This window comes from Bacillus sp. FSL R5-0512 (genome assembly GCF_038593295.1).
Taxonomy (GTDB): domain Bacteria; phylum Bacillota; class Bacilli; order Bacillales; family Bacillaceae; genus Bacillus; species Bacillus safensis.
Genome location: NZ_CP151982.1, coordinates 1,771,954 through 1,795,260, shown reverse-complemented (window position 1 = coordinate 1,795,260; position 23,307 = coordinate 1,771,954). Strand labels below are relative to the sequence as shown.

At 41.2% G+C, this 23,307-nt stretch carries 19 protein-coding genes and 2 pseudogenes; 20 read left to right on the top strand and 1 reads right to left on the bottom strand.

Going from position 1 to position 23,307, the window contains the following annotated elements; genetic code table 11:
* Positions 1-13 precede the first annotated feature (13 nt).
* From alsE to NSQ25_RS09065, 11 genes are all read left to right on the top strand, one after another.
* Entirely contained in the window at positions 14-706 is a 693-nt protein-coding gene (alsE, locus tag NSQ25_RS09115) for a D-allulose 6-phosphate 3-epimerase (protein WP_326136341.1), read from the top strand.
* Positions 707-892: 186 nt separating this feature from the next.
* Positions 893-1,933 (top strand): LacI family DNA-binding transcriptional regulator, encoded by a 1,041-nt coding sequence (locus NSQ25_RS09110; RefSeq protein ID WP_326136343.1) that lies wholly within the window; start codon positions 893-895, stop codon positions 1,931-1,933.
* A gap of 218 nt (positions 1,934-2,151) precedes the next feature.
* Entirely contained in the window at positions 2,152-3,408 is a 1,257-nt protein-coding gene (locus NSQ25_RS09105) for an ABC transporter substrate-binding protein (protein ID WP_081124459.1), read from the top strand.
* 30 nt (positions 3,409-3,438) lie between these two features.
* Positions 3,439-4,371: a sugar ABC transporter permease gene (locus NSQ25_RS09100; protein ID WP_326136344.1), complete on the top strand. Its 933-nt coding sequence runs from the start codon at positions 3,439-3,441 to the stop codon at positions 4,369-4,371.
* The gene (locus tag NSQ25_RS09095; protein ID WP_326136345.1) at positions 4,371-5,201 is read left to right on the top strand and encodes a carbohydrate ABC transporter permease; all 831 of its coding nucleotides are present in this window, start codon (positions 4,371-4,373) and stop codon (positions 5,199-5,201) included. Before NSQ25_RS09100 ends, NSQ25_RS09095 begins: the two co-directional genes overlap by 1 nt.
* A 31-nt stretch (positions 5,202-5,232) precedes the next feature.
* Positions 5,233-6,564: an alpha-glucosidase/alpha-galactosidase gene (locus tag NSQ25_RS09090; RefSeq protein WP_326136346.1), complete on the top strand. Its 1,332-nt coding sequence runs from the start codon at positions 5,233-5,235 to the stop codon at positions 6,562-6,564.
* A gap of 326 nt (positions 6,565-6,890) precedes the next feature.
* Positions 6,891-8,351, top strand: a complete 1,461-nt coding sequence (locus NSQ25_RS09085; RefSeq protein ID WP_326136348.1) for a CoA-acylating methylmalonate-semialdehyde dehydrogenase — start codon at positions 6,891-6,893, stop codon at positions 8,349-8,351.
* 220 nt (positions 8,352-8,571) lie between these two features.
* On the top strand, positions 8,572-10,110 hold the full coding sequence (locus tag NSQ25_RS09080) for a glycoside hydrolase family 43 protein (RefSeq protein ID WP_326136350.1): 1,539 nt from the start codon (positions 8,572-8,574) through the stop codon (positions 10,108-10,110).
* 35 nt (positions 10,111-10,145) lie between these two features.
* Positions 10,146-11,411 (top strand): glucuronoxylanase, encoded by a 1,266-nt coding sequence (locus tag NSQ25_RS09075; protein ID WP_326136353.1) that lies wholly within the window; start codon positions 10,146-10,148, stop codon positions 11,409-11,411.
* Between the two features lie 140 nt (positions 11,412-11,551).
* Positions 11,552-12,259, top strand: coding sequence for a response regulator transcription factor (locus tag NSQ25_RS09070; RefSeq protein WP_061109948.1), 708 nt, complete (start codon positions 11,552-11,554; stop codon positions 12,257-12,259).
* Between the two features lie 2 nt (positions 12,260-12,261).
* Positions 12,262-13,665: a HAMP domain-containing sensor histidine kinase gene (locus NSQ25_RS09065; protein ID WP_326136356.1), complete on the top strand. Its 1,404-nt coding sequence runs from the start codon at positions 12,262-12,264 to the stop codon at positions 13,663-13,665.
* 55 nt (positions 13,666-13,720) lie between these two features.
* Here NSQ25_RS09065 and NSQ25_RS09060 read toward each other — a convergent pair whose 3' ends face one another.
* Positions 13,721-14,029, bottom strand: a complete 309-nt coding sequence (locus tag NSQ25_RS09060; RefSeq protein WP_326136357.1) for a DUF4870 domain-containing protein — start codon at positions 14,027-14,029, stop codon at positions 13,721-13,723.
* Between the two features lie 263 nt (positions 14,030-14,292).
* Here NSQ25_RS09060 and NSQ25_RS09055 point away from each other — a divergent pair.
* From NSQ25_RS09055 to iolB, 9 genes and pseudogenes are all read left to right on the top strand, one after another.
* Positions 14,293-14,424 (top strand): annotated as a pseudogene (locus NSQ25_RS09055) (MerR family DNA-binding transcriptional regulator); the annotation flags it as partial.
* Between the two features lie 55 nt (positions 14,425-14,479).
* Positions 14,480-14,820, top strand: a pseudogene (locus NSQ25_RS09050) (alpha/beta hydrolase); the annotation flags it as partial.
* 686 nt (positions 14,821-15,506) lie between these two features.
* The gene (gene iolE, locus NSQ25_RS09045) at positions 15,507-16,403 is read left to right on the top strand and encodes a myo-inosose-2 dehydratase (protein ID WP_326136358.1); all 897 of its coding nucleotides are present in this window, start codon (positions 15,507-15,509) and stop codon (positions 16,401-16,403) included.
* A 22-nt stretch (positions 16,404-16,425) separates the two neighbouring features.
* Positions 16,426-17,847, top strand: a complete 1,422-nt coding sequence (locus NSQ25_RS09040) for a sugar porter family MFS transporter (protein ID WP_024427120.1) — start codon at positions 16,426-16,428, stop codon at positions 17,845-17,847.
* 16 nt (positions 17,848-17,863) lie between these two features.
* Positions 17,864-18,697 (top strand): sugar phosphate isomerase/epimerase, encoded by an 834-nt coding sequence (locus NSQ25_RS09035; protein WP_326136359.1) that lies wholly within the window; start codon positions 17,864-17,866, stop codon positions 18,695-18,697.
* A 37-nt stretch (positions 18,698-18,734) separates the two neighbouring features.
* Positions 18,735-19,592: a class II fructose-1,6-bisphosphate aldolase gene (fba, locus tag NSQ25_RS09030; protein WP_024427118.1), complete on the top strand. Its 858-nt coding sequence runs from the start codon at positions 18,735-18,737 to the stop codon at positions 19,590-19,592.
* 60 nt (positions 19,593-19,652) lie between these two features.
* Complete coding sequence (locus NSQ25_RS09025) at positions 19,653-20,417, top strand: DeoR/GlpR family DNA-binding transcription regulator (RefSeq protein ID WP_024427117.1); 765 nt, start codon at positions 19,653-19,655, stop codon at positions 20,415-20,417.
* A gap of 104 nt (positions 20,418-20,521) precedes the next feature.
* A complete protein-coding gene (iolD, locus tag NSQ25_RS09020) occupies positions 20,522-22,447 on the top strand; it encodes a 3D-(3,5/4)-trihydroxycyclohexane-1,2-dione acylhydrolase (decyclizing) (protein WP_024427116.1) in 1,926 nt (641 codons plus the stop codon).
* A gap of 30 nt (positions 22,448-22,477) precedes the next feature.
* Complete coding sequence (iolB, locus tag NSQ25_RS09015) at positions 22,478-23,305, top strand: 5-deoxy-glucuronate isomerase (protein ID WP_024427115.1); 828 nt, start codon at positions 22,478-22,480, stop codon at positions 23,303-23,305.
* Positions 23,306-23,307: the final 2 nt, after the last annotated feature.

Sequence of the window (23,307 nt, the reverse complement as noted above, 5' to 3'; positions counted from 1 at the left end):
GAGGAGCCTGAGAATGACAGCCATTTTTTCACCTTCACTGATGTGCATGGATCTAACGCATTTCCGTGAACAAATTCATCTTCTCAACACGAGAGCAGACCGGTACCATGTCGACGTGATGGATGGGCATTATGTGAAGAATATTACGTTATCACCCTTTTTCATTGAACAGCTTCGGAAACTGACAAATTTACCGATTGATGTTCATCTAATGGTCGAACATCCGCAGGAATTTTTAATCGATGCATGTATTGATGCAGGCGCAACGATGATTTGTTTACACCCAGAAGTCGTGCAAAAAGATGCCTTTCGAATCATACGCCATATTCACCAAAGAAAATGTGAGGTTGGCTTTGTTCTAAATCCCGCCACACCTGTTGCAGCATTAGATTCCTTTATTCATTTAATAGACAGAGTGACGATCATGACGATCGATCCAGGCTTTGCCGGACAGCCTTTTATTAAAGAAATGCTTCAGAAAATTAAACAGGTGAAAGATATCAAAAAACACGAAGGATACTCGTTTTCAATTGAAGTAGACGGCTCTTGTAATGAGAGCACGTTCCGGCTGCTTGCTGAGGCTGGAAATGAGATCTACATCATCGGCACCTCAGGTTTATTTGGACTTCATAAAGAACTCGACACTGCTTGGGAAAGAATGAAGCAAATATTTGCAAAAGAAACAGCCTCAATCGAATCACGTTAGTAAAAGAGAGGATGAAAACCATCCTCTCTTTTTACGCAAATTTTACTAAAACACAATTCATTCACCAAAACTTACCCAAAAACAAAATAAAAATCAAAAATTCATAATTGAAAGCGCTTTACTTATGTGTTATTCTTCAAATATCTTTAGTAAATATTTAGTCAAATAACGATGAGGAGTTTGCCTATGACCACACTCAAAGATATTGCTCATGATGCAAAAGTGTCCGTTTCCACTGTATCCCGTGTGTTAAATGGCGATCAAACGCTTGCCGTTTCACACGCAACGAGACAAAACATCCTCGACATTGCTAAGAAGTTAAACTATACCCCAGTGAGAGCAAGAAAAGCCGATCAAGCAGAAGAAAAAAGCCCATCTGAATCCCCAGTCATCGGTGTCGTTGTCGCTCAATCCATTGACGAAGAATTAAATGATCCCTTTTTTTCATCGATTCGAAAAGGAATTGAAAAAGAATATGCCAAACAAGGCCTGTCCACTCTCCATACCTTTCGCCTAAGAAGCATGGATAAAGGGGCGATGCTAAAGGAAATTGACGGCTTGATCGTCATTGGACGAATCAGCCCGGATACGGTTGAAAAAATGACAAATCGAATGGAACACATTGTTTTTATCAATCATTATGCGGATGAAGATTTGTATGATTGTGTACATGTGGATTTTGTCAGAGCGGTAGATCGCGCCATTCGTCATCTGCAATCTCTCGGCTATACACATCTAGGCTATATTGGCGGGAAAGAGCGCGAGCATTATTTCGAAGGTAATGCTGTGATTGAGGACGAAAGACAAACGACGTTTATGAAAAGAATGCAGGAGACGGGCGCTCTTCATATGGAAGACATCCACATTGGTGAATACTCCATGCAAGAAGGCTATACGCTTATGCAGCAAGCGATCAAAAAGGGAAAACTGCCGCAAGCCTTTTTCATTGGAAGTGACTCTATGGCAATCGGCGCAATGCGCGCTCTGCATGAAGCCGGTCTACACGTACCTTCAGATGTATCCATTGTTGGGTTTAATGACATTGAAGCCGCGTCATTTTCAAGCCCGCCGCTTACGACCGTCAAAGTATATACAGAAGAAATGGGGGAAGTCGGTCTGAAGCTTTTGCTTGAGAGAATAAACGGAAGAAAACTTCCTCTAAAAGTCGTCGTGCCAACAACACTCATCGAGCGAGGCAGTACATGTCTCATCCATGAAAGGGGGTGAACCATAGATTTCAGCTAACAAAAAAGAGACAAAAAAGCAGAAAGCAAGCTGCTTAGCATGATGGCCAGATCATGCTAAGAACAAGGCAGCCTGCCGCTATGCTCTCTTATCTCTTTGAAAAGAATAGAATTCCAGTATAATGGACTTCCTTTGTTTCCGCAACTGCATGAATTCTACCGATAATCGTCTGAATCTTCAGTGATCAAAAGGAGGAAACCATGAATAAAAAAATCATGCTGCTGACTGCAGCCATGTTCTTGACCATGATTTTGTCTGCTTGCGGTAATAACAGCTCATCTGAAGCAAATGGAAAGGTCACCTTGACGCTATTTTCAACAATGAGCAACAGCGGGGAAAGAAAAGCGTTTGAAGAAGTCATTCGTGAGTTTGAGAAGAAGCATGAGCAGATTCGAATCGATGCTAATTTCCCAGGCAACAGCTATGAAGATATGATCCGCGTCAAAATGGGAGCAAACGATATGCCAGACCTGTTTGATACACATGGCTGGGCCAAACTGCGCTATAGCGAGTATGTGGCTGATTTAAAAGAGATGGATTGGGTCAAACAGCTTGATCCTTCACTCGACCAAATTTTAAAAGACCAAGATGGGAAAGTGTACGCTTACCCGCTGAATCAAGCAAAAGACGGGCTTAGCTTTAATGCCAATCTATTAAAGGAATATGGCATAGAAGTCCCTAGAACACTTGATGAATTAAAATCTGCTTTGCTGACAGTGAAAGAAAAAAGTAAAGGAGATGTTGTGCCGCTCTGGATACCAGGAGGAGATAACTCAAATATTGCCCAAGTCTTTGATGAGCTGGCGACGCCTTTATTAATCACCGATCAAAAGCATCAATACGGAAAGGAACTTGAAAACGGATCATTTGATTGGTCTCTCTATACACCGCTTGCACAATTCATGAAAGATCTGAAGGATCAAGACCTTTTAAACAAGGATGTCCTGACAGCGAAACTATCTCAAGCGCCTGAACTCATGGCACAAAACAAAATCGCCTTCACCTTTGTCGGAGGATCCTTAGGACCTGAAGCAACAGAGCTGAATTCATCGATCAAAGTAGGCACGATGCCTGTTCCAGCCATTCATGAAGGAGATGAACAAAGCTGGATTGGCGGAGAACGTTTTACTGTTGCTGCTTGGAAAGACTCTAAGCATCTAAAAGAAGCAAAACAATTCATCGATTTTTTAGCAAAACCTGAAAACGCAAAAAAAATCGCCGAGGGCACATCCTCTGAAACAGCTCTAAAACAAGTGAAAGCGAAAAACTATTACTCTGCATTTTACGATCAATACGAACAGGTGAAGATAGAACCGTATTTCGATCGAAAATACTTACCAAGCGGAATGTGGGCAGTCATGGCAACTACGGGTCAAGAATTATTAGCAGGCTCCATCACACCAGAACAGTTATCAAAGAAAATGGAAGAGGAATATAAGCGTTTGAAAAAACAATAGCCGATGGATGCTGAAACAGGAGTGAAGCCAATGAATGACATCACAAAAGCAAAACAGCCCGCCGCATTCACCTCTTTACCAAAACAAAAGATACAAAAACGCCAGAATTCATCACTTTGGTGGATGTACATGCCAGCTGTTCTCGTCGTCAGTACCTTTATCATTTATCCTTTTTTAAACGGCATTCAGCTTTCTTTTACGAATTGGAACGGTTTCTCACAAACTTATCAATGGATTGGTCTTGAGCAATATGGGCGGCTGCTTCAGGATCAAGCGACATGGCTTGTTGTCAAAAACACGCTTCTCTATGGAATCGGGAGCACTGTCTTACAAAATATCATCGGACTTGGATATGCTCTTTTATTAAATCAAAGCTTAAAGATGAAAGCCATCACAAGAACGGTCATCTATTTACCTGTCATGATCAGCCCGATTGCGATGGGCTATATTTGGTATTTTGTGTTTGCTTACCAAGGTGGTGCCTTAAATGATGTGGTGACGCTTTTTGGATTTGATCAAATAAATGCGCTCGGCAACCCGGAATTCAACACATGGATCATTGTGCTTGTCAACACATATCAATTCGTCGGGATTGCGATGATCATTTATTTAGCAGGACTTCAAAGTATTCCTAAGGATTATTATGAAGCGGCGCAATTAGACGGCGCATCCAGCTTCCAGCAATTCAGGCGGATTACATTGCCGCTGCTTATGCCGTCGATCACCATTAATGTTGTGCTGAATGTCATTGGCGGGCTCAAGCTCTTTGATGTCATTGTGGCACTCACGGGCGGCGGACCTGGAGATTCCTCGCAATCTATGTCGACCTTTATGTATGATCTGTATTTCAAACGTCAGGATGCAGGCTATGCAGCGACGCAAGGGGTGTTCATGGCGGTCATCATCCTTGTCATTAGTGTCGCAGCGCTGATTTATTTCAAACGAAAGGAGACCGAGGTGTGATGGATAACGCCTATAAACGCAAGAAAAGATGGTACTCCGTCCTCGCACTATTGATCACATTGCTGCACCTCATTCCATTTTATATTTTGGTGACGACATCATTAAAGGGGATAGGAGATTTTAGTTCAAAATGGCTGTTTTCAAAAACGCTGCATCTTGAAAACTTCCGCACAGCATGGACAGAGGCTCAGCTTGGCCAGTCCTTTTTGAATACAGTGATCATTACGTTCAGTTCCGCTGTATTGCTCATTATCTTTGGATCTCTTGCAGCCTATCCGCTTGCAAGAAGGAACACAAGGCTGAATAAAGCGGTCTATGTTTTATTTATTGCCATTATGGTCATTCCACCGCTTACAGCCCTTGTCCCGCTCTATAAAATGGTCGTTCAAATCGGGATGATGAACACCTATCAAATTGCTGTTTTAAATAATGTGGCTGCTTTTTTGCCGCTGACAATTTTCTTATACGCAGGCTTTATCCGGTCGACAATTCCAAAGGAGCTTGAAGAAGCTGCCCGTATTGATGGTGCAGGGACACTCAGAGTTTTTTTCACAGTCGTTTTTCCGCTTCTGAAGCCCATTACCGCTTCTGTATTAATCATTGCCTGCGTGTATATTTGGAACGACTATCAATTTGCTATCTTCTTTTTGCAAGATAAAGAGATGCATACACTCACAGTCGCCTTATCCCATTTTTTTGGTCAAAATCAGCATCAGCTTCAGCTCGTTGGGGCAGCTGCACTCATTGCGATGCTGCCAATGGTCACGATGTTTTTACTTTTGCAAAAATATTTTATCGCAGGGCTTTCACAAGGCTCTGTCAAAGGCTAGCCCAATATGGATGTGAAAAGGAGAGTCGTCTATGTCTAAAATTACATTTATCGGTGCAGGGAGTACCGTGTTTGCTAAGAATATATTAGGAGATTGTCTGTTTGTTCCCGCCCTTGCAGGGTTTGAATTCGCATTATATGATATCGACCACAACCGGCTGAAAGAATCAGAAACAATGCTCTCGCATTTAAAAGCAAATTACGGTGCAAACGTGACCATCCAGTCCTATCACAACCGCAAAGAAGCCTTAAAGGATGCAAAATATGTTATCAATGCCATCCAAGTTGGAGGCTACCGGCCAAGTACTGTCATTGATTTTGAAATACCTAAAAAATACGGATTAAGACAAACGATTGCGGATACGGTAGGGATCGGCGGCATCTTCCGCTCCCTTCGAACGATTCCTGTCATGCTGGAATTTGCAAAGGACATGGAAGAGGTTTGTCCAAATGCCTTATTGTTAAATTACACGAACCCAATGGCCACACTGACAGGTGCGATGCTGCGCTATACTCAGGTTCAAACGATTGGTCTCTGTCATAGTGTGCAAGTCTGTACAAAGGACCTATTTGAATCTCTTGAAATGGAACATGAAGGCATTGAAGAAAAAATTGCCGGTATTAACCATATGGCATGGTTATTAGAGGTAAAACGGGACGGAAAAGACTTGTATCCAGAAATCAAAAGACGGGCAAAAGAAAAGCAGCAATCGAGGCATCATGATATGGTACGCTTTGAACTGATGGATAAATTCGGCTACTATGTCACAGAATCCTCAGAGCACAATGCCGAATACCATCCATATTTCATCAAATCACGGTACCCAGAACTAATCGGTCAGTTTAACATTCCGCTCGATGAATACCCGAGACGCTGCGAGGAACAAATCAACAATTGGAATACAATGAAGCATGACCTTGTGGGCAATACACAGATCACACATACTCGCTCAAAAGAATATGGTTCACGTATCATTGAAGCGATTGAAACGAACGTTCCCTTTAAATTTGCCGGAAATGTGCTGAACACAGGCGGGCTCATTCACAACCTGCCTGAAAAAGCGTGTGTCGAAGTGCCGTGTGTGGCAGATCGAAGCGGCATCATGCCATGCTTTGTCGGAGAGATCCCTGAACAATTGGCTGGACTCAACCGGACCAATATTAGTTCACAGCTCATGACCATCGAAGCAGCAATCAGCGGGAAAAAAGAACACATTTATCAAGCGGCATTACTAGATCCACACACAAGCGCTGAACTATCAATTGATGACACCATTCAATTATGTGATGAACTCATTGAAGCACATGGAGAGATGCTGCCAAATTATATAGAACCAAATCACTATGCCGCATCAACCAAATAACAGAAATGAACCAGCCTCTACCTGATGCACCGCGCATCAGGTTTTTCTTATGAAGCAAAAAGAGGATTGACTGAGACCCATTAAAGTTACCCAATAGTTAATCAAAAACACATCATGAAATTTCGGTATTCTAGTGTTAAATGTCACAAACAAACCAATCTGTGTTGAACAAGAGCCTGACTAAAGCGGTTTATCACAACGTAAACCAAAACTGCCGTTTGATTTGACAAAGAGTGTATACAGATGAATGCCCGTTAGATGAGACAATGACGATACATACACACCCTTTAAGCATGACATTCTTTAACAAAGAGGAGAGAGGGAACATGACCAAAACAGATGTACAAATGTTGAAAAATTATATTGGCGGACAATGGATTGAGGCAGAAACTAGTCAAACAGAGGAAGTATATAACCCAGCTACTGGCGAGATCATTGCGGAAGTGCCGCTTTCAACAAAAACAGATGTCGAACGTGCGGTACAAGCAGCACAAGAAGCGTTTACCACTTGGTCTAAGACCGCTGTTCCCCGGCGTGCACGCATTTTATTTAAATACCAGCAGTTACTCGTTGAGAACTGGGATGAGCTAGCTGAACTCGTAACGATTGAAAACGGAAAAAGTGTAACTGAGGCAAAAGGAGAAGTTCAGCGCGGGATTGAATGTGTGGAATTTGCTGCGGGCGCACCAACCTTAATGATGGGAAAACAGCTGCCAGATATTGCGACTGGACTTGAATCAGGCATGTACCGCTATCCAATTGGCGTCATCGGCGGCATTACGCCATTTAACTTTCCAATGATGGTGCCTTGCTGGATGTTCCCGCTTGCCATAGCCTGCGGAAATACGTTTGTTTTAAAACCTTCAGAGCGCACGCCGATTCTTGCCGCACGATTAGCCGAATTATTTGAAGAAGCTGGTCTTCCAAAAGGGGTTCTCAACATTGTCAATGGAGCTCATGATGTCGTCAATGGTCTGCTTGAACACCAAAAGGTCAAAGCCATTTCATTTGTCGGCTCTCAGCCAGTTGCAGAATACGTCTATAAAAAAGGCACAGAGCATGGCAAACGTGTCCAAGCACTTGCAGGAGCAAAAAATCACTCCATTGTTCTCAAAGATGCAGATTTAGACGCGGCAACGAAACAAATCATTGGTGCTGCCTTTGGATCAGCAGGAGAGCGCTGCATGGCCGCGGCCGTTGTCGCAGTGGAAGAAGAAGTGGCAGATGATCTCATTCAAAAATTAGTTGATGAATCGAATAAGCTTGTCATTGGAAACGGAATAAATGAAGAGGTCTTTCTTGGTCCAGTCATTCGAGAGGAACATAAGGAGCGAACGCTTCAATACATTCAGTCAGGGATTGAAGAAGGCGCAAGTCTCATTCGAGATGGCAGGAAAGATCACGAAACAAATGGAAAAGGGTATTTCGTTGGACCAACGATCTTTGACCATGTGACAAATCAAATGAAAATTTGGCAGGACGAGATTTTCGCCCCAGTCTTATCAATAGTTCGTGTCTCTTCACTGACAGAAGCGATCGACCTGTCTAATCAATCAAAATTTGCGAACGGTGCCTGCCTGTACACAGACAGTGCATCAAGCATCAGAGAATTTCGCGAAAATATTGAAGCAGGGATGCTCGGCGTCAATATCGGTGTTCCCGCACCAATGGCATTTTTCCCGTTTTCCGGCTGGAAGGATTCTTTCTACGGGGATTTGCACGCCAATGGAACAGACGGAGTGGAGTTTTACACAAGAAAGAAGATGGTGACCGCTCGTTATATGTGATCAACACTCATCAATTAACTTAGAAAATGCAGTTCCAAAAGGAGAACTGCATTTTTTGTTGTCTTCTAGTCAAAAAGTAAGGGTTTTCATCATGATTACAGCAAGGATTTGCACTAGAAATCATTCTTTCTATTCATTCTTCATCAGTATCTATCAACATATTTTGAAATTGGGCTTAAACCCCAATATTAGGAAGATGAAAACAGGAGGAAATGAAACGATGAGGACGAGGATGAAGTGCGGCGTTGGTTTATTGATTTTTGCTTTGGTACTGAGTTGTTTACCGGTATATGATGCGAGTGCGGCAAGCACAACAATTGCAAAACGTGTAGGAAATGCAAACCCGCTCATAGACCACCACTTGGGCGCTGATCCGTTTGCGCTCACCTATAACGGAAGAGTGTACATTTATATGTCGAGTGATGACTATGAATATCACAGCAACGGTACGATTAAAGATAATTCTTTTGCCAATTTGAATAGGGTCTTCGTCATCTCTTCAGCAGATATGGTGAACTGGACAGATCATGGCGCAATTCCAGTAGCCGGTGCAAATGGGGCAAATGGCGGCAAAGGGATTGCTAAATGGGCAGGTGCTTCCTGGGCTCCATCAGCGGCGGTGAAAAAAATCAATGGGAAAGATAAATTTTTCCTTTATTTTGCGAACAGCGGCGGAGGGATTGGTGTTCTGACAGCAGATTCCCCAATCGGTCCATGGACAGATCCTATCGGAAAAGCGCTTGTCACGCCAAATACACCAGGAATGTCCGGGGTGGTATGGCTGTTTGATCCAGCCGTTTTTGTAGATGATGACGGCACTGGTTATTTATATGCCGGTGGAGGCGTACCAGGCGGTTCTAATCCAACGCAGGGACAATGGGCCAATCCTAAAACAGCAAGAGTCTTAAAACTAGGGCCTGATATGACAAGTGTTGCCAGTAGCGCCTCGACCATTGATGCTCCTTTTATGTTTGAAGACTCAGGGATGCATAAGTATAACGGAACCTATTACTATTCCTATTGCATCAACTTTGGCGGCTCCCACCCAGCAGATAAACCACCTGGTGAGATCGGTTATATGACGAGCTCAAGTCCGATGGGTCCATTTACGTATAGAGGGCATTTCCTGAAAAATCCGGGTGCATTTTTTGGCGGAGGCGGTAACAACCATCATGCGGTGTTCAATTTTAAAAACGAGTGGTATGTCGTGTATCATACCCAAACGGTCAGCTCTGCTTTATACGGGGCAGGAAAAGGCTACAGATCTCCGCATATTAATAAGCTTGTGCATAATGCTGACGGCTCCCTTCGAGAGGTTGCAGCCAATTTTGAAGGGGTCAAACAGCTTTCCAACCTGAATCCTTATCAGCGGGTAGAAGCTGAAACATTTGCATGGAATGGACGCATTTTGACAGAGGCCTCTTCAGCTCCAGGCGGACCGGTCAATAACCAGCATGTCACAAACATTCAAAACGGAGATTGGGTGGCTGCCAGTAACGTCGATTTCGGATTAAACGGCGCAAGAACATTTAAAGCGAATGTAGCATCAAATACAGGCGGAAAAATAGAAGTACGCCTCGGAAGCCCTGACGGCAGACTCGTCGGAACATTAAATGTCCCTTCCACAGGCGGAACGAACAACTGGCGAGAAGTAGAAACAACTGTAAACGGAGCAGCTGGCGTGCACAACGTATTTTTTGTCTTTACTGGAACAGGTGCAAACCTATTTCAGTTTGATTCCTGGCGGTTTACTCAATAACAAAGGATGAGAAAATGATAGGAGAGTGGAAAAATTTGATGTCAATGATCAAAAAAACAATCTGTACTTTATTGATCTGCTTCACCATGCTGTCTGTCATGTTCATCGGACCTGGCGCATCTGAAGTTTCAGCAGCAGATGCCAATATTAATATCAATGCAGAAAGACAAGTAATTCGCGGCTTTGGCGGAATGAACCATCCGGCTTGGATTGGTGATTTGACCGGACCTCAAAGGGAAACCGCCTTTGGCAATGGGCAGAATCAATTAGGGTTTTCCATTCTAAGAATTTTTGTAGATGAGAACAGAAATAATTGGCACAGAGAGGTCGCCACAGCCAAAAGAGCAATAGAGCATGGAGCTTTAGTGATCGCTTCACCTTGGAATCCTCCAAGCCATATGGTCGAGACTTTCAACCGTAATGGTACAACTGCAAAGCGGCTGAGATACAATCAATACGCTGCATATGCTCAGCATCTGAACGATTTTGTGACGTATATGAAAAATAATGGCGTCAATCTCTATGCGATATCAGTACAAAACGAGCCTGATTATGCACATGAATGGACATGGTGGACTCCTCAGGAAATCCTGCGTTTCATGAGAGAAAATGCCGGCTCCATTAATGCCCGCGTGATTGCGCCAGAATCCTTTCAATACCTTAAAAATATATCAGATCCTATCTTAAATGATCCGCAAGCGCTTGGAAATATGGACATTCTCGGAGCCCATTTGTACGGAACCCAAATCAGCCAGCTTCCATATCCTCTTTTCAAACAAAAAGGAGGGGGGAAGGAGCTTTGGATGACAGAGGTCTACTACCCGAATAGCGATAACAATTCAGCGGACCGCTGGCCTGAGGCATTAGGGGTTTCAGAGCATATTCACCATTCGATGGTAGAAGGGGACTTTCAGGCATATGTTTGGTGGTACATCCGCAGATCCTACGGCCCTATGAAGGAAGATGGCCTGATCAGTAAACGCGGTTACAACATGGCGCATTTCTCCAAGTTTGTACGCCCAGGATACGTCAGAATTGATGCAACGAAAAGTCCTGAACCAAATGTTTTCGTATCTGCCTACAAAGGAAACAATCAGGTTGTCATTGTCGCGATTAACAAAAACAATACAGGAGTCAATCAGCACTTTGTGATGCAAAATGGAACTGCTTCGCAAGCATCAAGATGGATTACAAGCAGCAACAGTAACCTTCAGCCCGGTACAGACTTAAATATATCAGGTAATCAATTTTGGGCTCATCTCCCGGCTCAAAGTGTGACAACATTTGTAGTCAAACGCTAGAATCAATTGAATCACCAAAAGCCAATTTTCTCATTTCAAAAGAAAATTGGCTTTTTTTATGCAAATAGGAAGTTGATTTTTTCACTATGTTCTTACATTGGGTATAATAATGGCAATGACTTCAGGAGAGTGATCAATGTATGCCAAAGCATCAAAGCAAAGTATTAATGATCGATGACGAAAAAGAAATTTTGGAATTAATCAACACAGTATTAACAAGAGAAGGCATTGATCGCGTTATAACAGCTTCAACTGCCCGTGATGGGCTCACGAAATTCCACCAAGAACAGCCTGATCTTGTCATACTTGATATTATGCTGCCAGACGGTGAAGGCTATGATATTTGCAGACAAATCAGAGAGACCTCCCATGTTCCGATTATCTTTTTATCAGCAAAGGGAGAGGAATCAGACAAAATTGTAGGTCTTGCCATCGGCGGGGATGACTACATTACAAAACCGTTCAGTCCAAAGGAAGTCGCCTACCGGGTGAAAGCGCAGCTGAGACGGCTCTCATACTTGCAGTCATCTCAAGCGGATCCCGTCATCAAAAAAGGGCCGTTTGAGTTAAACGAACAGCAAGCAGAACTGAAGAAAAATGGCGCGGTCATTGAGCTCACACCGAAAGAGCTTCTGCTGATGACCTACTTCTTGCAGCACCCGAACCGCATCATCAGTAAAGAAACGCTTTATCAAACTGTTTGGGGGGAAGACTTCTTCGGTTCTGACAATACGGTAATGGTTCATATCCGAAGACTTCGGGAAAAAATAGAAAATTCCCCGTCAACACCAGAGTTTCTCGTCACAGTCAAAGGGCTTGGCTATAAATTTGTTGTAAAGGATGCGTAAGGATGAAATGGCGATTAACAGGCAGGTATATGGTCTCTGTCATTATCGTGACCATTATCACGGTCTTTATCAACTTATTCGTATTTATGATTTGGCTCGTACTTCAGGCAAACAGCCAGCATAACGAGGAAAATACGCCCGAAACCTTCACAAGATCATTTGAACAATACATCTCTTTTTCTGATCAAGGGATAACCGTAAACAAAGAAGGGCAGAAAGCCTTAAAACAACAGAATGCATGGATTCAAATTTTAGACGAAAATGGCCAAAACGTGTATCATGCGCAGGCACCTAAAGGATTAAAGAACAAATATACACCGATAGAAATCGTGAACTTACATAAATATAAAGATAAGCAATTATTATCGACCATTTATGCTGGCGGAAAAAAAGTAAAGAGCAAAGAATACAGCTACTTTATCGGTTTTAAAGACCCTTCCATCGGAAAATACCTATTCTCGTTTGACACGAAGGATTTAGTAACAAGATTCAATATCGGGACGATGATTTTATTATCAATTGATGCCATCATAGCGTTACTCATTGGTTACTTATTCAGCCGGCAGCTCACAAAACCGCTCGGCCGTGCCATTCATAGCATCCAGCGGCTGGCAAACGGAGATTACACGACAAATCTGCCTGCTAAAGGAATTTATAAAGATGTCTTCTATAATGTCAATCACTTATCAGAGCAGCTCGCTTCAAGCAAAAAAGAAAAAGACAAACTAGAGCAAATGCGGGAAGAATGGATCAGCCATATTTCTCATGATATTAAAACGCCATTATCCTCTATTCAAGGCTATGCTGAAATCATGAAGGATCGAAATTATCCTCTTTCAGATCAAGAGATGATGCATTATGCCAGCATCATAGAGAATAAATCACTGTACATTAAAGATGTCATGGAGGATCTAAATTTAACAACAAGGCTGAAAAATAACGACGTGATGCTACATAAAGAGCTTGTGAACATTGTGCCGTTGCTGCGTAAAACGTTAATTGATATCCTAAACGATTCGAGATATGCAGATCAAAGCATTGAGCTGCAAACGAATGTAGACAAGCTCATGCTGAATATTGATACGGTCCTCATACGAAGAGCAGTCACCAATCTCATTTTAAATGCCCTTGTCCACAATGATGCTGATGTGAAAATCATTGTACAGCTTGAGCAAAAAGAACATACCCACATCACAATTAAAGACAACGGCAAAGGAATTGAAGAGGCAGAGCTAGAAAAAGTGTTTGACCGCTACTATAGAGGGACGAATACAGCAGGGACACATGCTGGCTCTGGTCTTGGAATGGCGATTGCAAAAGATATTATCCAAAAACACGGCGGAGATATTACGATACAAAGTATAATTGGAGAAGGAACAACGATTGATATCCAATTACCCACTTGAATAGACATACAAAAAACGGTTCTGCTCAATGACAGAACCGTTTTTTCATCTATTATTATTCTGAAAACACTTTAATGCCTATCACAATGTTCCAAATGAAGAAGTAAATCGCCACAAGGAATGTCAGAGCATACGTAGCAATTAAGAACGGACCAGCATGACTGATATCGTTCATGCCAAGTAAACCTGAACCGACAATACCAATACCGAAAATCAAATAAGGAATAACATGCGTCCATAGTGACTTTTTCGCATGATATTTCACTTCATCCTTTCCTAAGAAGTAGACGATAATCGGAAACAGAAACGGTGCAAAAAAGATACTGAAGTAACATAATGAAGACAAAATTTTATTTTCTCTCAAAACTTTTCACCTCTATGATTAATTTAGAAGGGAGGAGAATCATTCGACTCATCCCTCACTTCCTTACAAACCCATTGTACAACCTCAACCTTAACCTGTATTAATCCGAACCTTACAGCAACCTTAAAAATGAATAAATAGTGGCATTTCCGTTTCAAAAGGCTAAATTGAAAATCACATATCCATATTTTTGACCTTATTCTTGACCTTGTAGTTTACTTCAACCTTTATAATGGAAATATCAACAGGTGACTAACCTATACATGAAAAATACGAACATAGGAATAGAGCTGATGACAAAAGGTGAACTTGCAAAAAGAACAGGAATAAGCGCTGCTGCCATTCGGTACTATGAAGAAAACGGCATTTTACCTGTCCCAATACGCTATTCTAATGGTTATCGATTATATACAGAAGATGACCTATTAAAAATTGAATTCATAAAAGGGGCTAAATCGTTAGTTACTCCCTGAATATGCTGAAAAAAATCAGATGCTGGCTCGTGAAGGAATGGAAGTCATTACAAACATATGGGCTGCTGATAAACACCCAACAGACTCATTGATCAGCCCAATCTACGGAGATTTTAAAGGACTGGGGAAAATCACTCATTTATTGGCACACACGAAGCTTTATATCCAGATGCGATAAAACTTGATGAAAAACTAACAGAGCAAGGAATTGAGATCAACACCTACGTTTATCTGGAAATGCTTCATGTGTTTGTTGTCATGCTAATCCCAGAAGCAAAAGATGCTAAACAAAAAATCATTCAGATCATTAATAGCTAGGTATCGTCCTTTTATGTCACGAAATAAATGAAACACACTCAATTCAATATTTGATGGAAACACCTTTCCCGAATCCTGAAAAAATTAAATCAGTGTACTCCGATAGAATACCGTCACACACTGGCAATTTTAAGTTTTTTATATTCGCCAAGTTGACAAGGCTAAGAACAGATTAGTGATCTTTTTCAATGAATATTCACAAGTAAAGAAAACCTGTAAAAATTGCAGGAAAATGAGACATGCATAAGTTTTCAAGTGTTGTTTGCGTTTTCATGAAGAATGTTGGCGCATACATTGACTTTGCCAAACGAAATCATCATCTTCATAATGAAAAGAGAATGAAGCATAAAGGGGTCATGAAGTTTGAAAAAAAATGTTCAAGCTATGCTGAAAGAACTCAATCGTGCCATGAAACAATATGGAGAAGCTATCATTAAAATTAAATCCAATGTATAGCCTTTAATTTTAATAGGTGTCTAGTCTGGTGCAATTGCATCAGGCTTTTTTTCGTGATGAATAGTTAAAATAATGAAAAAATTTAGAAAAACAATTGACTGAAAGCGCTTTTGATATTATGATTATTTCAAAGTTAACCATAAGTTAACCAAAAATATGATTATTTTTTGAAAAACTTATGGTTAACTCTATTTTTCAAGTATTTAGTCATAAAGGAGGCTGACAAACGCGTGACCAACCCGAACTGTATTTCGTGGGGCATTGCTCCGATTGGCTGGAGGAATGATGATATTCCAACGATAGGAGCTGATAATACATTATCTCACTTATTAAGCGATATATGTGTCGCTGGTTTTCAAGGAACTGAAGTAGGTGGTTTTTTCCCCGAACCCAACATTTTAAATAAAGAGCTTCAATTACGTAATCTAAAAATTGCAGGCAAGTGGTTTAGTAGTTACATCATACAAGACGGACTAGAGATGACGAAAAAAAAATTTACTGATCATTGTCGATATTTACAAGAAGTAAATGCAAGTGTAGCGGTTGTATCTGAACAAACGTACTCTATTCAAAAAAAAGAAGTGAGTGTTTACAAAAATCAACCCACTTTTTCGGATAAAGAATGGGACTTACTCTGCACAGGAATAAATGAGTTAGGCAAAATTGCTAACGCTTTCAATCTGAAACTTGTGTACCATCATCACCTTGGCACAGGGGTTCAAACCTTATCAGATATTACTCGTTTATTAGAAGGAACGGACGAAAAATATGTTCATCTTCTATATGATACTGGTCATATTTTCGTATCAGATGGCGATTATATGCTCCTATTGCATACACATATTGACCGCATACATCATGTTCACTTTAAGGATGTTAGAAAAGAAATAATGGACCTTTGTAAGCAAGAAGATTTGCCTTTTCTACAATCCTTTCTTAAAGGTATTTTCACTGTTCCAGGTGACGGATGTATTAATTTTGAAGAAGTATACCGCGTTCTATTAGAAAATGGTTATAACGGATGGATTGTGGTTGAAGCTGAGCAAGATCCTTCAATTGCACATCCACTTGAATATGCGCTGTTGGCTCGTAAGTATATTGATGAGAAATTAGTGATCCATACTTAAAATAGAACAGGAGAAAACGAGCATGAATAAACAAGTCAACCAACACCAAAATCTTAGGGCGATTATTTTAATTTCGACTTTTGGCGGACTTCTTTTCGGATATGATACTGGCGTCTTAAATGGGGCATTACCATATATGTCACAACCAGGGCAGCTCAATTTAACAGCGCTTACACAAGGTTTAGTGACAAGTGCATTACTTTTTGGGGCAGCATTTGGGGCAGTGATATGCGGTCGGTTATCAGACCGTTATGGCAGGCGTAGAACGATTTTTTCTCTCGCAGCGATGTTCTTTTTTTCCACGATCGGTTGTACGGTTTCACCGAATGCAGAAATTATGATTATTTTCCGATTCCTCCTTGGCCTAGCAGTTGGGGGAGCATCTGTTGCAGTGCCAACTTTCTTAGCAGAAATGTCACCTGCGAATCAGCGCGGAAGAATCGTTACACAAAATGAATTGATGATCGTAACAGGTCAATTACTTGCATTCGTTTTCAATGCTATCATTGGTAACTTATTAGGAGAGAACCCATTTGTATGGCGAATTATGCTACCGATTGCTGCTCTTCCAGCGATCATTTTATTCTTTGGCATGTTGAGAGTCCCTGAAAGCCCAAGGTGGCTTGTCACTAGTGGGAAAAGAGATGAAGCCCTGCAAGTGCTACAAAAGATTCGCTCAAAGGTAGATGCAGAAAGAGAGCTTAGTGAGATTGAAAATGCCTATGAAAAAGAAAAGAACCTTGACAAAGCAACCTTTAAAGATTTCTCTATTTCTTGGGTGAGAAGGCTTGTACTCATCGGAGTAGGGATTGCGATTGTCCAACAAATAACTGGTGTCAACTCTATTATGTATTATGGAACCGAGATATTAAGAGGTGCCGGCTTTGATACAAAAGCAGCGTTGATTGGTAACATTGGAAATGGTATTATTTCGGTTATCGCGACAATTGTAGGAATTGTCTTGCTAGGCAAAATCGGACGCCGCCCTATGCTCATTACAGGATTAATCGGTACAACGACAACATTACTTTTCATCGGAATTTTTTCAAATCTTTTTGCTGGGTCAGAATTACTTCCATATATCGTGTTATTATTAACCATTACCTTCCTTGCGTTCCAACAAGGTGCAATTTCTCCAGTGACTTGGCTCATGTTGTCTGAGATATTTCCACTCCGCCTTAGAGGGCTCGGCATGGGTGTCACAGTTTTCTGCCTTTGGATTGTTAATTTCTTAGTCGGTCTAACGTTCCCTATTCTACTATCTCAACTTGGGTTGTCTGTGACATTCTTTATCTTCGTTGGATTCGGTATCTTGTCAATATTGTTTGTTACTAAATTCTTGCCAGAAACGAAAGGGCTTACATTAGAAGAACTTGAAGCGAATTTCCGAAATCATGGTCATTCAGGCGTTGATGTTACATCAAATAATAAAACAATTTCTTAATGAAAGAGGTATATAAATGAAACTTGCATTTAACCAAGCGACAACTCTCAAAAATTCTAATTTATCAAAAGATTTAAACCTTTGCGAAAAACACGGTTATGATTTTATTGAAATTCGAACAATGGATAAATTACCAGAATACCTTGAGACTGCTTCACTTGAGGATCTAAACAACTATTTTCAATCAACCACAATTAAACCACTTGCCTTAAATGCTCTCGTCTTCTTCAATAATCAATCAAAAGAACAATACGAAGCGACAATTCAAACATTTAAAGACATGCTTGAAACGGCCAAAACAATTGGTGCACCTTACATAGTTGCCGTTCCACTTGTAACAAAAGAAAAATTTCTCAAATCAGAGATTCATAAAAGTTGTGTAAGCGTGTTAAAGGAACTTTCTACGCTCGCTGCTCCTTATGAAGTAAAAATCGCTTTAGAATTCGTAGGTCACCCTGAATGTACTGTCAACACATTGTCTCAAGCTTACAAAATCATTGAAGAGGTTAATTGTGACAACGTAGGGCTTGTTCTAGACTGTTTTCATTTCCATGCAATGGGCTCACGTTTAGAGGATTTACAAAAGGTTGATATTTCAAAAATTTTTATCGTCCATATCGATGATACAGAGGACTTCCCAATCGGCTTTTTAACAGATGAAGATCGCGTATGGCCAGGTGAAGGCGCCATCGATCTTCAAGGGATTTTCAGCATCTTAAAAGAAAAAGGATATGACGGTGTGGTATCTGTTGAGCTATTTAGACCCGATTATTACAACCTTGATGCAGAAGTAGTCATTAAAAAAGCCAAACAAACGACAAACAACGTACTTACAAAAATGGGGGTCTAATTGCCATGAAGGAGTGTTCATAATGACTGTAACTGATGTGAAATTAGTTTCAATGAAAGAGATGTTAAAAGAAGCGAAGCAAGCAAAATATGCTATTGGGCAGTTTAATATCAATGGATTGCAATGGACGAAAGCCATTCTACTTGCCGCAGAAGAAGAGAACTCTCCTGTCATTGTTGCAGCTTCTGATCGACTTGTTGATTACCTAGGTGGCTTTCAAACGATTGTTGGAATGGTAGAGGGATTGATGAGAGATTTATCGATTACAGTTCCAGTTGCTTTGCACCTTGATCACGGGGCGAGCGTTGCTAGGTGCCAATCAGCCATTGAAGCAGGTTTCAGCTCTGTCATGATTGATGGTTCATCCTTTTCTTTAAAAGAAAACATCCGTATGACAAACGATGTTGTCAGCTATGCGATGAAAAGAGGTGTATCAGTAGAGGCAGAAGTTGGCTCAGTCGGTGGTATGGAAGATGGGATGATTGGCAACATTGTATATGCTAATCCATTAGACTGTCATCGACTTGTACAAGAAACCAATGTAGACGCACTTGCGGCAGCACTTGGTTCAGTACATGGGCCATACCAAGGTGAACCAAAGCTTGGATTTGAAGAAATGAAAGATATTTCTGAACGCACAGATATCCCATTAGTACTCCACGGTGGTTCTGGGATTCCGGTCGAACAAATTCAGCGAGCGATTTCATTAGGGCATGCGAAAATTAATGTCAATACAGAATGTCTACTAGCTTGGAATCAAGCTATACGCTCTAAATTAAAAGAGGATGCTGACATATACGATCCACAAACCATCCTAACGCCAGGTACAGAGGCTATTAAAAGTGTGGTCAAAATGAAAATGAGGGAATTCGGATCTAGCCAGCGCATCAGATAAAAAACCCATCACATCACATGAAGCCGCCTTCCATAAGCCATGATGAAAAGGAAGATCACGATGTTAAAAATGAAAAGAATTCAACAAATCAAAGAATATATCTTGAAAAATCAGTCTGTATCTTTAGACGACCTTGTCGAGACATTTGACGTTTCCAAAAATACCATTCGACGTGATGTCCAAAAATTAGTAAACGAAGGACATATTCAAAAGGTCTACGGAGGAGTTGCTGCAAATCATGCGAAGCTTGAAGCCTTTCAAGACAGACAAATTAGAAATCAAGCGCAAAAACGTCTGATTGCAAGAGAGGCAGCAAGCTGGGTGAAGGATGGAGATGTGATCTTTATTGATTCTGGTACGACAACACTGGAGCTCATACATTTCATTCACAACAAACAGGTAACAGTTGTGACAAATAACGTGGATTTCATCGTTCAAGCAATGCCTTATAAACAGCTACAAGTGATTTCGACAGGGGGACAATTAGAACGAAAGACGAAATCCTTTTCCAACTATTCTATAGCTGAGGAGTTAAATCTATATAACTTTGATAAAGTATTCATGGCATCTACAGGTGTCTCCATCTCTAATGGTGTCACCAACTCATCACCTGTCGAAACAACTATGAAGGAGCTAGTTGTAAAAAAAGGAAGAGATGTTTTTTTACTTGTCGATCATACGAAGTTCGACAAATATGCAATGGTTACCTACTGCGGTTTGGATGAGATAGACTATTTAATCACTGATGATCCATTAAATACACAGTATGTCAACTTTATTGAACAAAACGATATTAAATTGATTGTAGCGACAGACAAAGAATAAGTATTGACATGATGATTGACACGTTTGAAACAAGCGAGGCTGTTTGAGTAAGAGAGACCCTCTCAAGAGCAGAAATAAATTTATACGATAAGGTAGGGAGTACGATGGAAACAATTAGATTGACAATGAGTCAGGCATTGGTCAAGTTCTTAAATGCCCAATATGTTGAGTTCGATGGAAAGAGAGAACCATTTATTAAAGGAATCTTCACCATTTTTGGTCATGGAAACGTTGTAGGAATTGGTCAAGCACTTCAAGAAAACCCAGGAAGACTCGAAGTCTATCAAGGAAGAAATGAACAGGGAATGGCTCATGCGGCAATGGCTTTTGCAAAGCAAAAACACCGGAAACAAATTATCGCTTGCTCTTCATCCGTTGGCCCGGGCTCAGCCAATATGGTGACAGCGGCAGCAACAGCAACAGCGAACCAAATTCCACTTCTTCTTTTGCCAAGTGACGTCTTTGCTACTCGTCAGCCAGATCCAGTGTTACAACAAATGGAACAAACGCATGATCTGAGCTTATCTACAAATGATACGTTTCGAGCCGTCAGCAAATATTGGGATCGCATTACACGTCCAGAACAGCTGATGAGTGCAATGGTCAGCGCCATGCGCGTGTTAACAAATCAAATGGATACAGGTGCTGTTACCATCTCTTTACCTCAAGATGTACAAGGCGAGGCATGGGATTATCCTATGTCATTCTTTAAAGAACGTACGCATTACTTAGATCGGCAGGCGCCTTCTACCAGAAGCATCGAAGAAGCGGCTGAGCTGATCAAAACGAAGAAAAAACCACTCTTAATTCTTGGCGGAGGCGTTCGCTATTCAGAGGCTGCTGACGAATTCAAACAATTTGCAGAAACGTTCAATATTCCATTTAGTGAAACACAAGCTGGCAAGAGCGGAATTGAAAGCACGCACCCATTAAACGTTGGCGGACTTGGTGTGACAGGAAATAGTTCGGCAAACGAAATCTCACATGATGCTGATCTGATCATCGGTGTAGGCACTCGTTTCACTGACTTTACGACATCATCCAAACGTTTTTACGCAGAAAGAGATGTCCTGACAATTAATCTATCAGACTTCCATGCTTCTAAACTAGAAGCGACAAAAATCATCGCTGATGCGAAACTAGGACTTCGTGCATTAAGAAAAGCGCTAGACGGCTATCAATCTGGTTATACGAACGAGATTAAAGAAGCAAAAGCGAAGTGGGAGCAAGAACTTGAAAGACTCCGCAACATCGAATACTCAGGCGATGACTTTGAGCCAGAGATCAAAGGGCATTTCAAAGAAGAAATGGAAGAATACAAAAAAGAATTAAACACAACACTCCCGCAAACAACCGTTCTTGGTTGCATTAACGAATGGATTCCAAAAGATAGCATCATCACTTGCGCAGCAGGGAGTTTACCAGGTGACTTGCAACGTATGTGGGTCGCAAAAGAGAGAAATACGTACCACTTAGAGTATGGCTATTCTTGTATGGGATACGAAGTCGCATCTGCATTCGGTGCAAAAATGGCTGCACCTGACCAAGAAGTATATGCGATGACTGGAGACGGGAGCTACTTAATGCTACACAGTGAGCTTGTCACGAGTATTCAAGAAGGTTATAAAATCAACATTATGCTTTTTGACAACTCAGGTTTTGGCTGTATCAACAACCTTCAAATGGATAACGGAATCTCCAGCTTTGCAACAGAATTCCGTATGAGAAATAAAAAGACAGGTCAGCTTGATGGCGAGATCATGAAAATCAATTTTGCTCAATCAGCAGCAGCTTACGGTGCAAAAACGTATGAAGTGTATACACTTGATGAGCTAAAAGCAGCGATTGAAGATGCAAAACATCAAACGGTCAGCACATTGATTGATATCAAAGTGCTGCCAAAAACGATGACAGACGGTTACGGTGGTTCATGGTGGCATGTTGGCATCGCAGCTGTATCAGAGCAGGAGTCTGTGCAAAAAGCATTCGAAGCAAAGGAAAATCAACTAAACAAAGCAAGAAGATATTAAAAAGCTAAAAAAACGAAAGGTGTGATCATCATGACTGATCTAATCGTACCAGGACAAAAACGTGATAAAGAGGGAAAGGTGCTGAGCATCACGCCTGAATCTGCAGGTTGGACGTATATTGGATTTGATGTGTATACCCTCTCAAAAGGTGAAACGCTTCATCACGAAACGGGAGACAAAGAGGTTTGTGTTGTCATTCTTTCTGGTAAACTCCACCTTTCAACAACAACAGAAAAATGGGAGAACATCGGAGAGCGCATGGATATTTTTGAAAAGATTCCTCCATATTCTGTCTATGTACCAAATGGTGACAAGTTTGATATCAAGGCAACAACAGATGTAGAAATAGCCATTTGCTCTGCTCCAGGAAAAGGCACATACAAAGCGCGCCTCATTACCCCAGAACATATAGGGGTTGAACATAGAGGAGCAGGCAATATTGCAAGGCAGGTTCATAATATTTTACCAGAGCAAGAGCCTGCAGATCATTTGCTTGTAGTCGAAGTATTTACACCAGAAGGAAACTGGTCGAGTTACCCGCCACATAAGCATGATCAAGATCATTTACCATATGAATCTTACTTAGAAGAAACGTATTATCATAAGGTAAAACCAGATCACGGATTTGCGCTCCAAAGGGTGTATACAGATGACCTTTCTTTAGATGAAACAATGGCTGTCAAAGATGGCAGTGCTGTTTTAGTACCAAAAGGGTATCATCCAGTATCAGCGCCCCCTGGTTATGACATTTACTATTTGAATGTGATGGCAGGGCCTGTTCGGACATGGAAGTTTCATAACAGCAAGGAACATGAGTGGATTATGGAACACAAATTAGCTGCGAGCAAGGAGAAGTGACA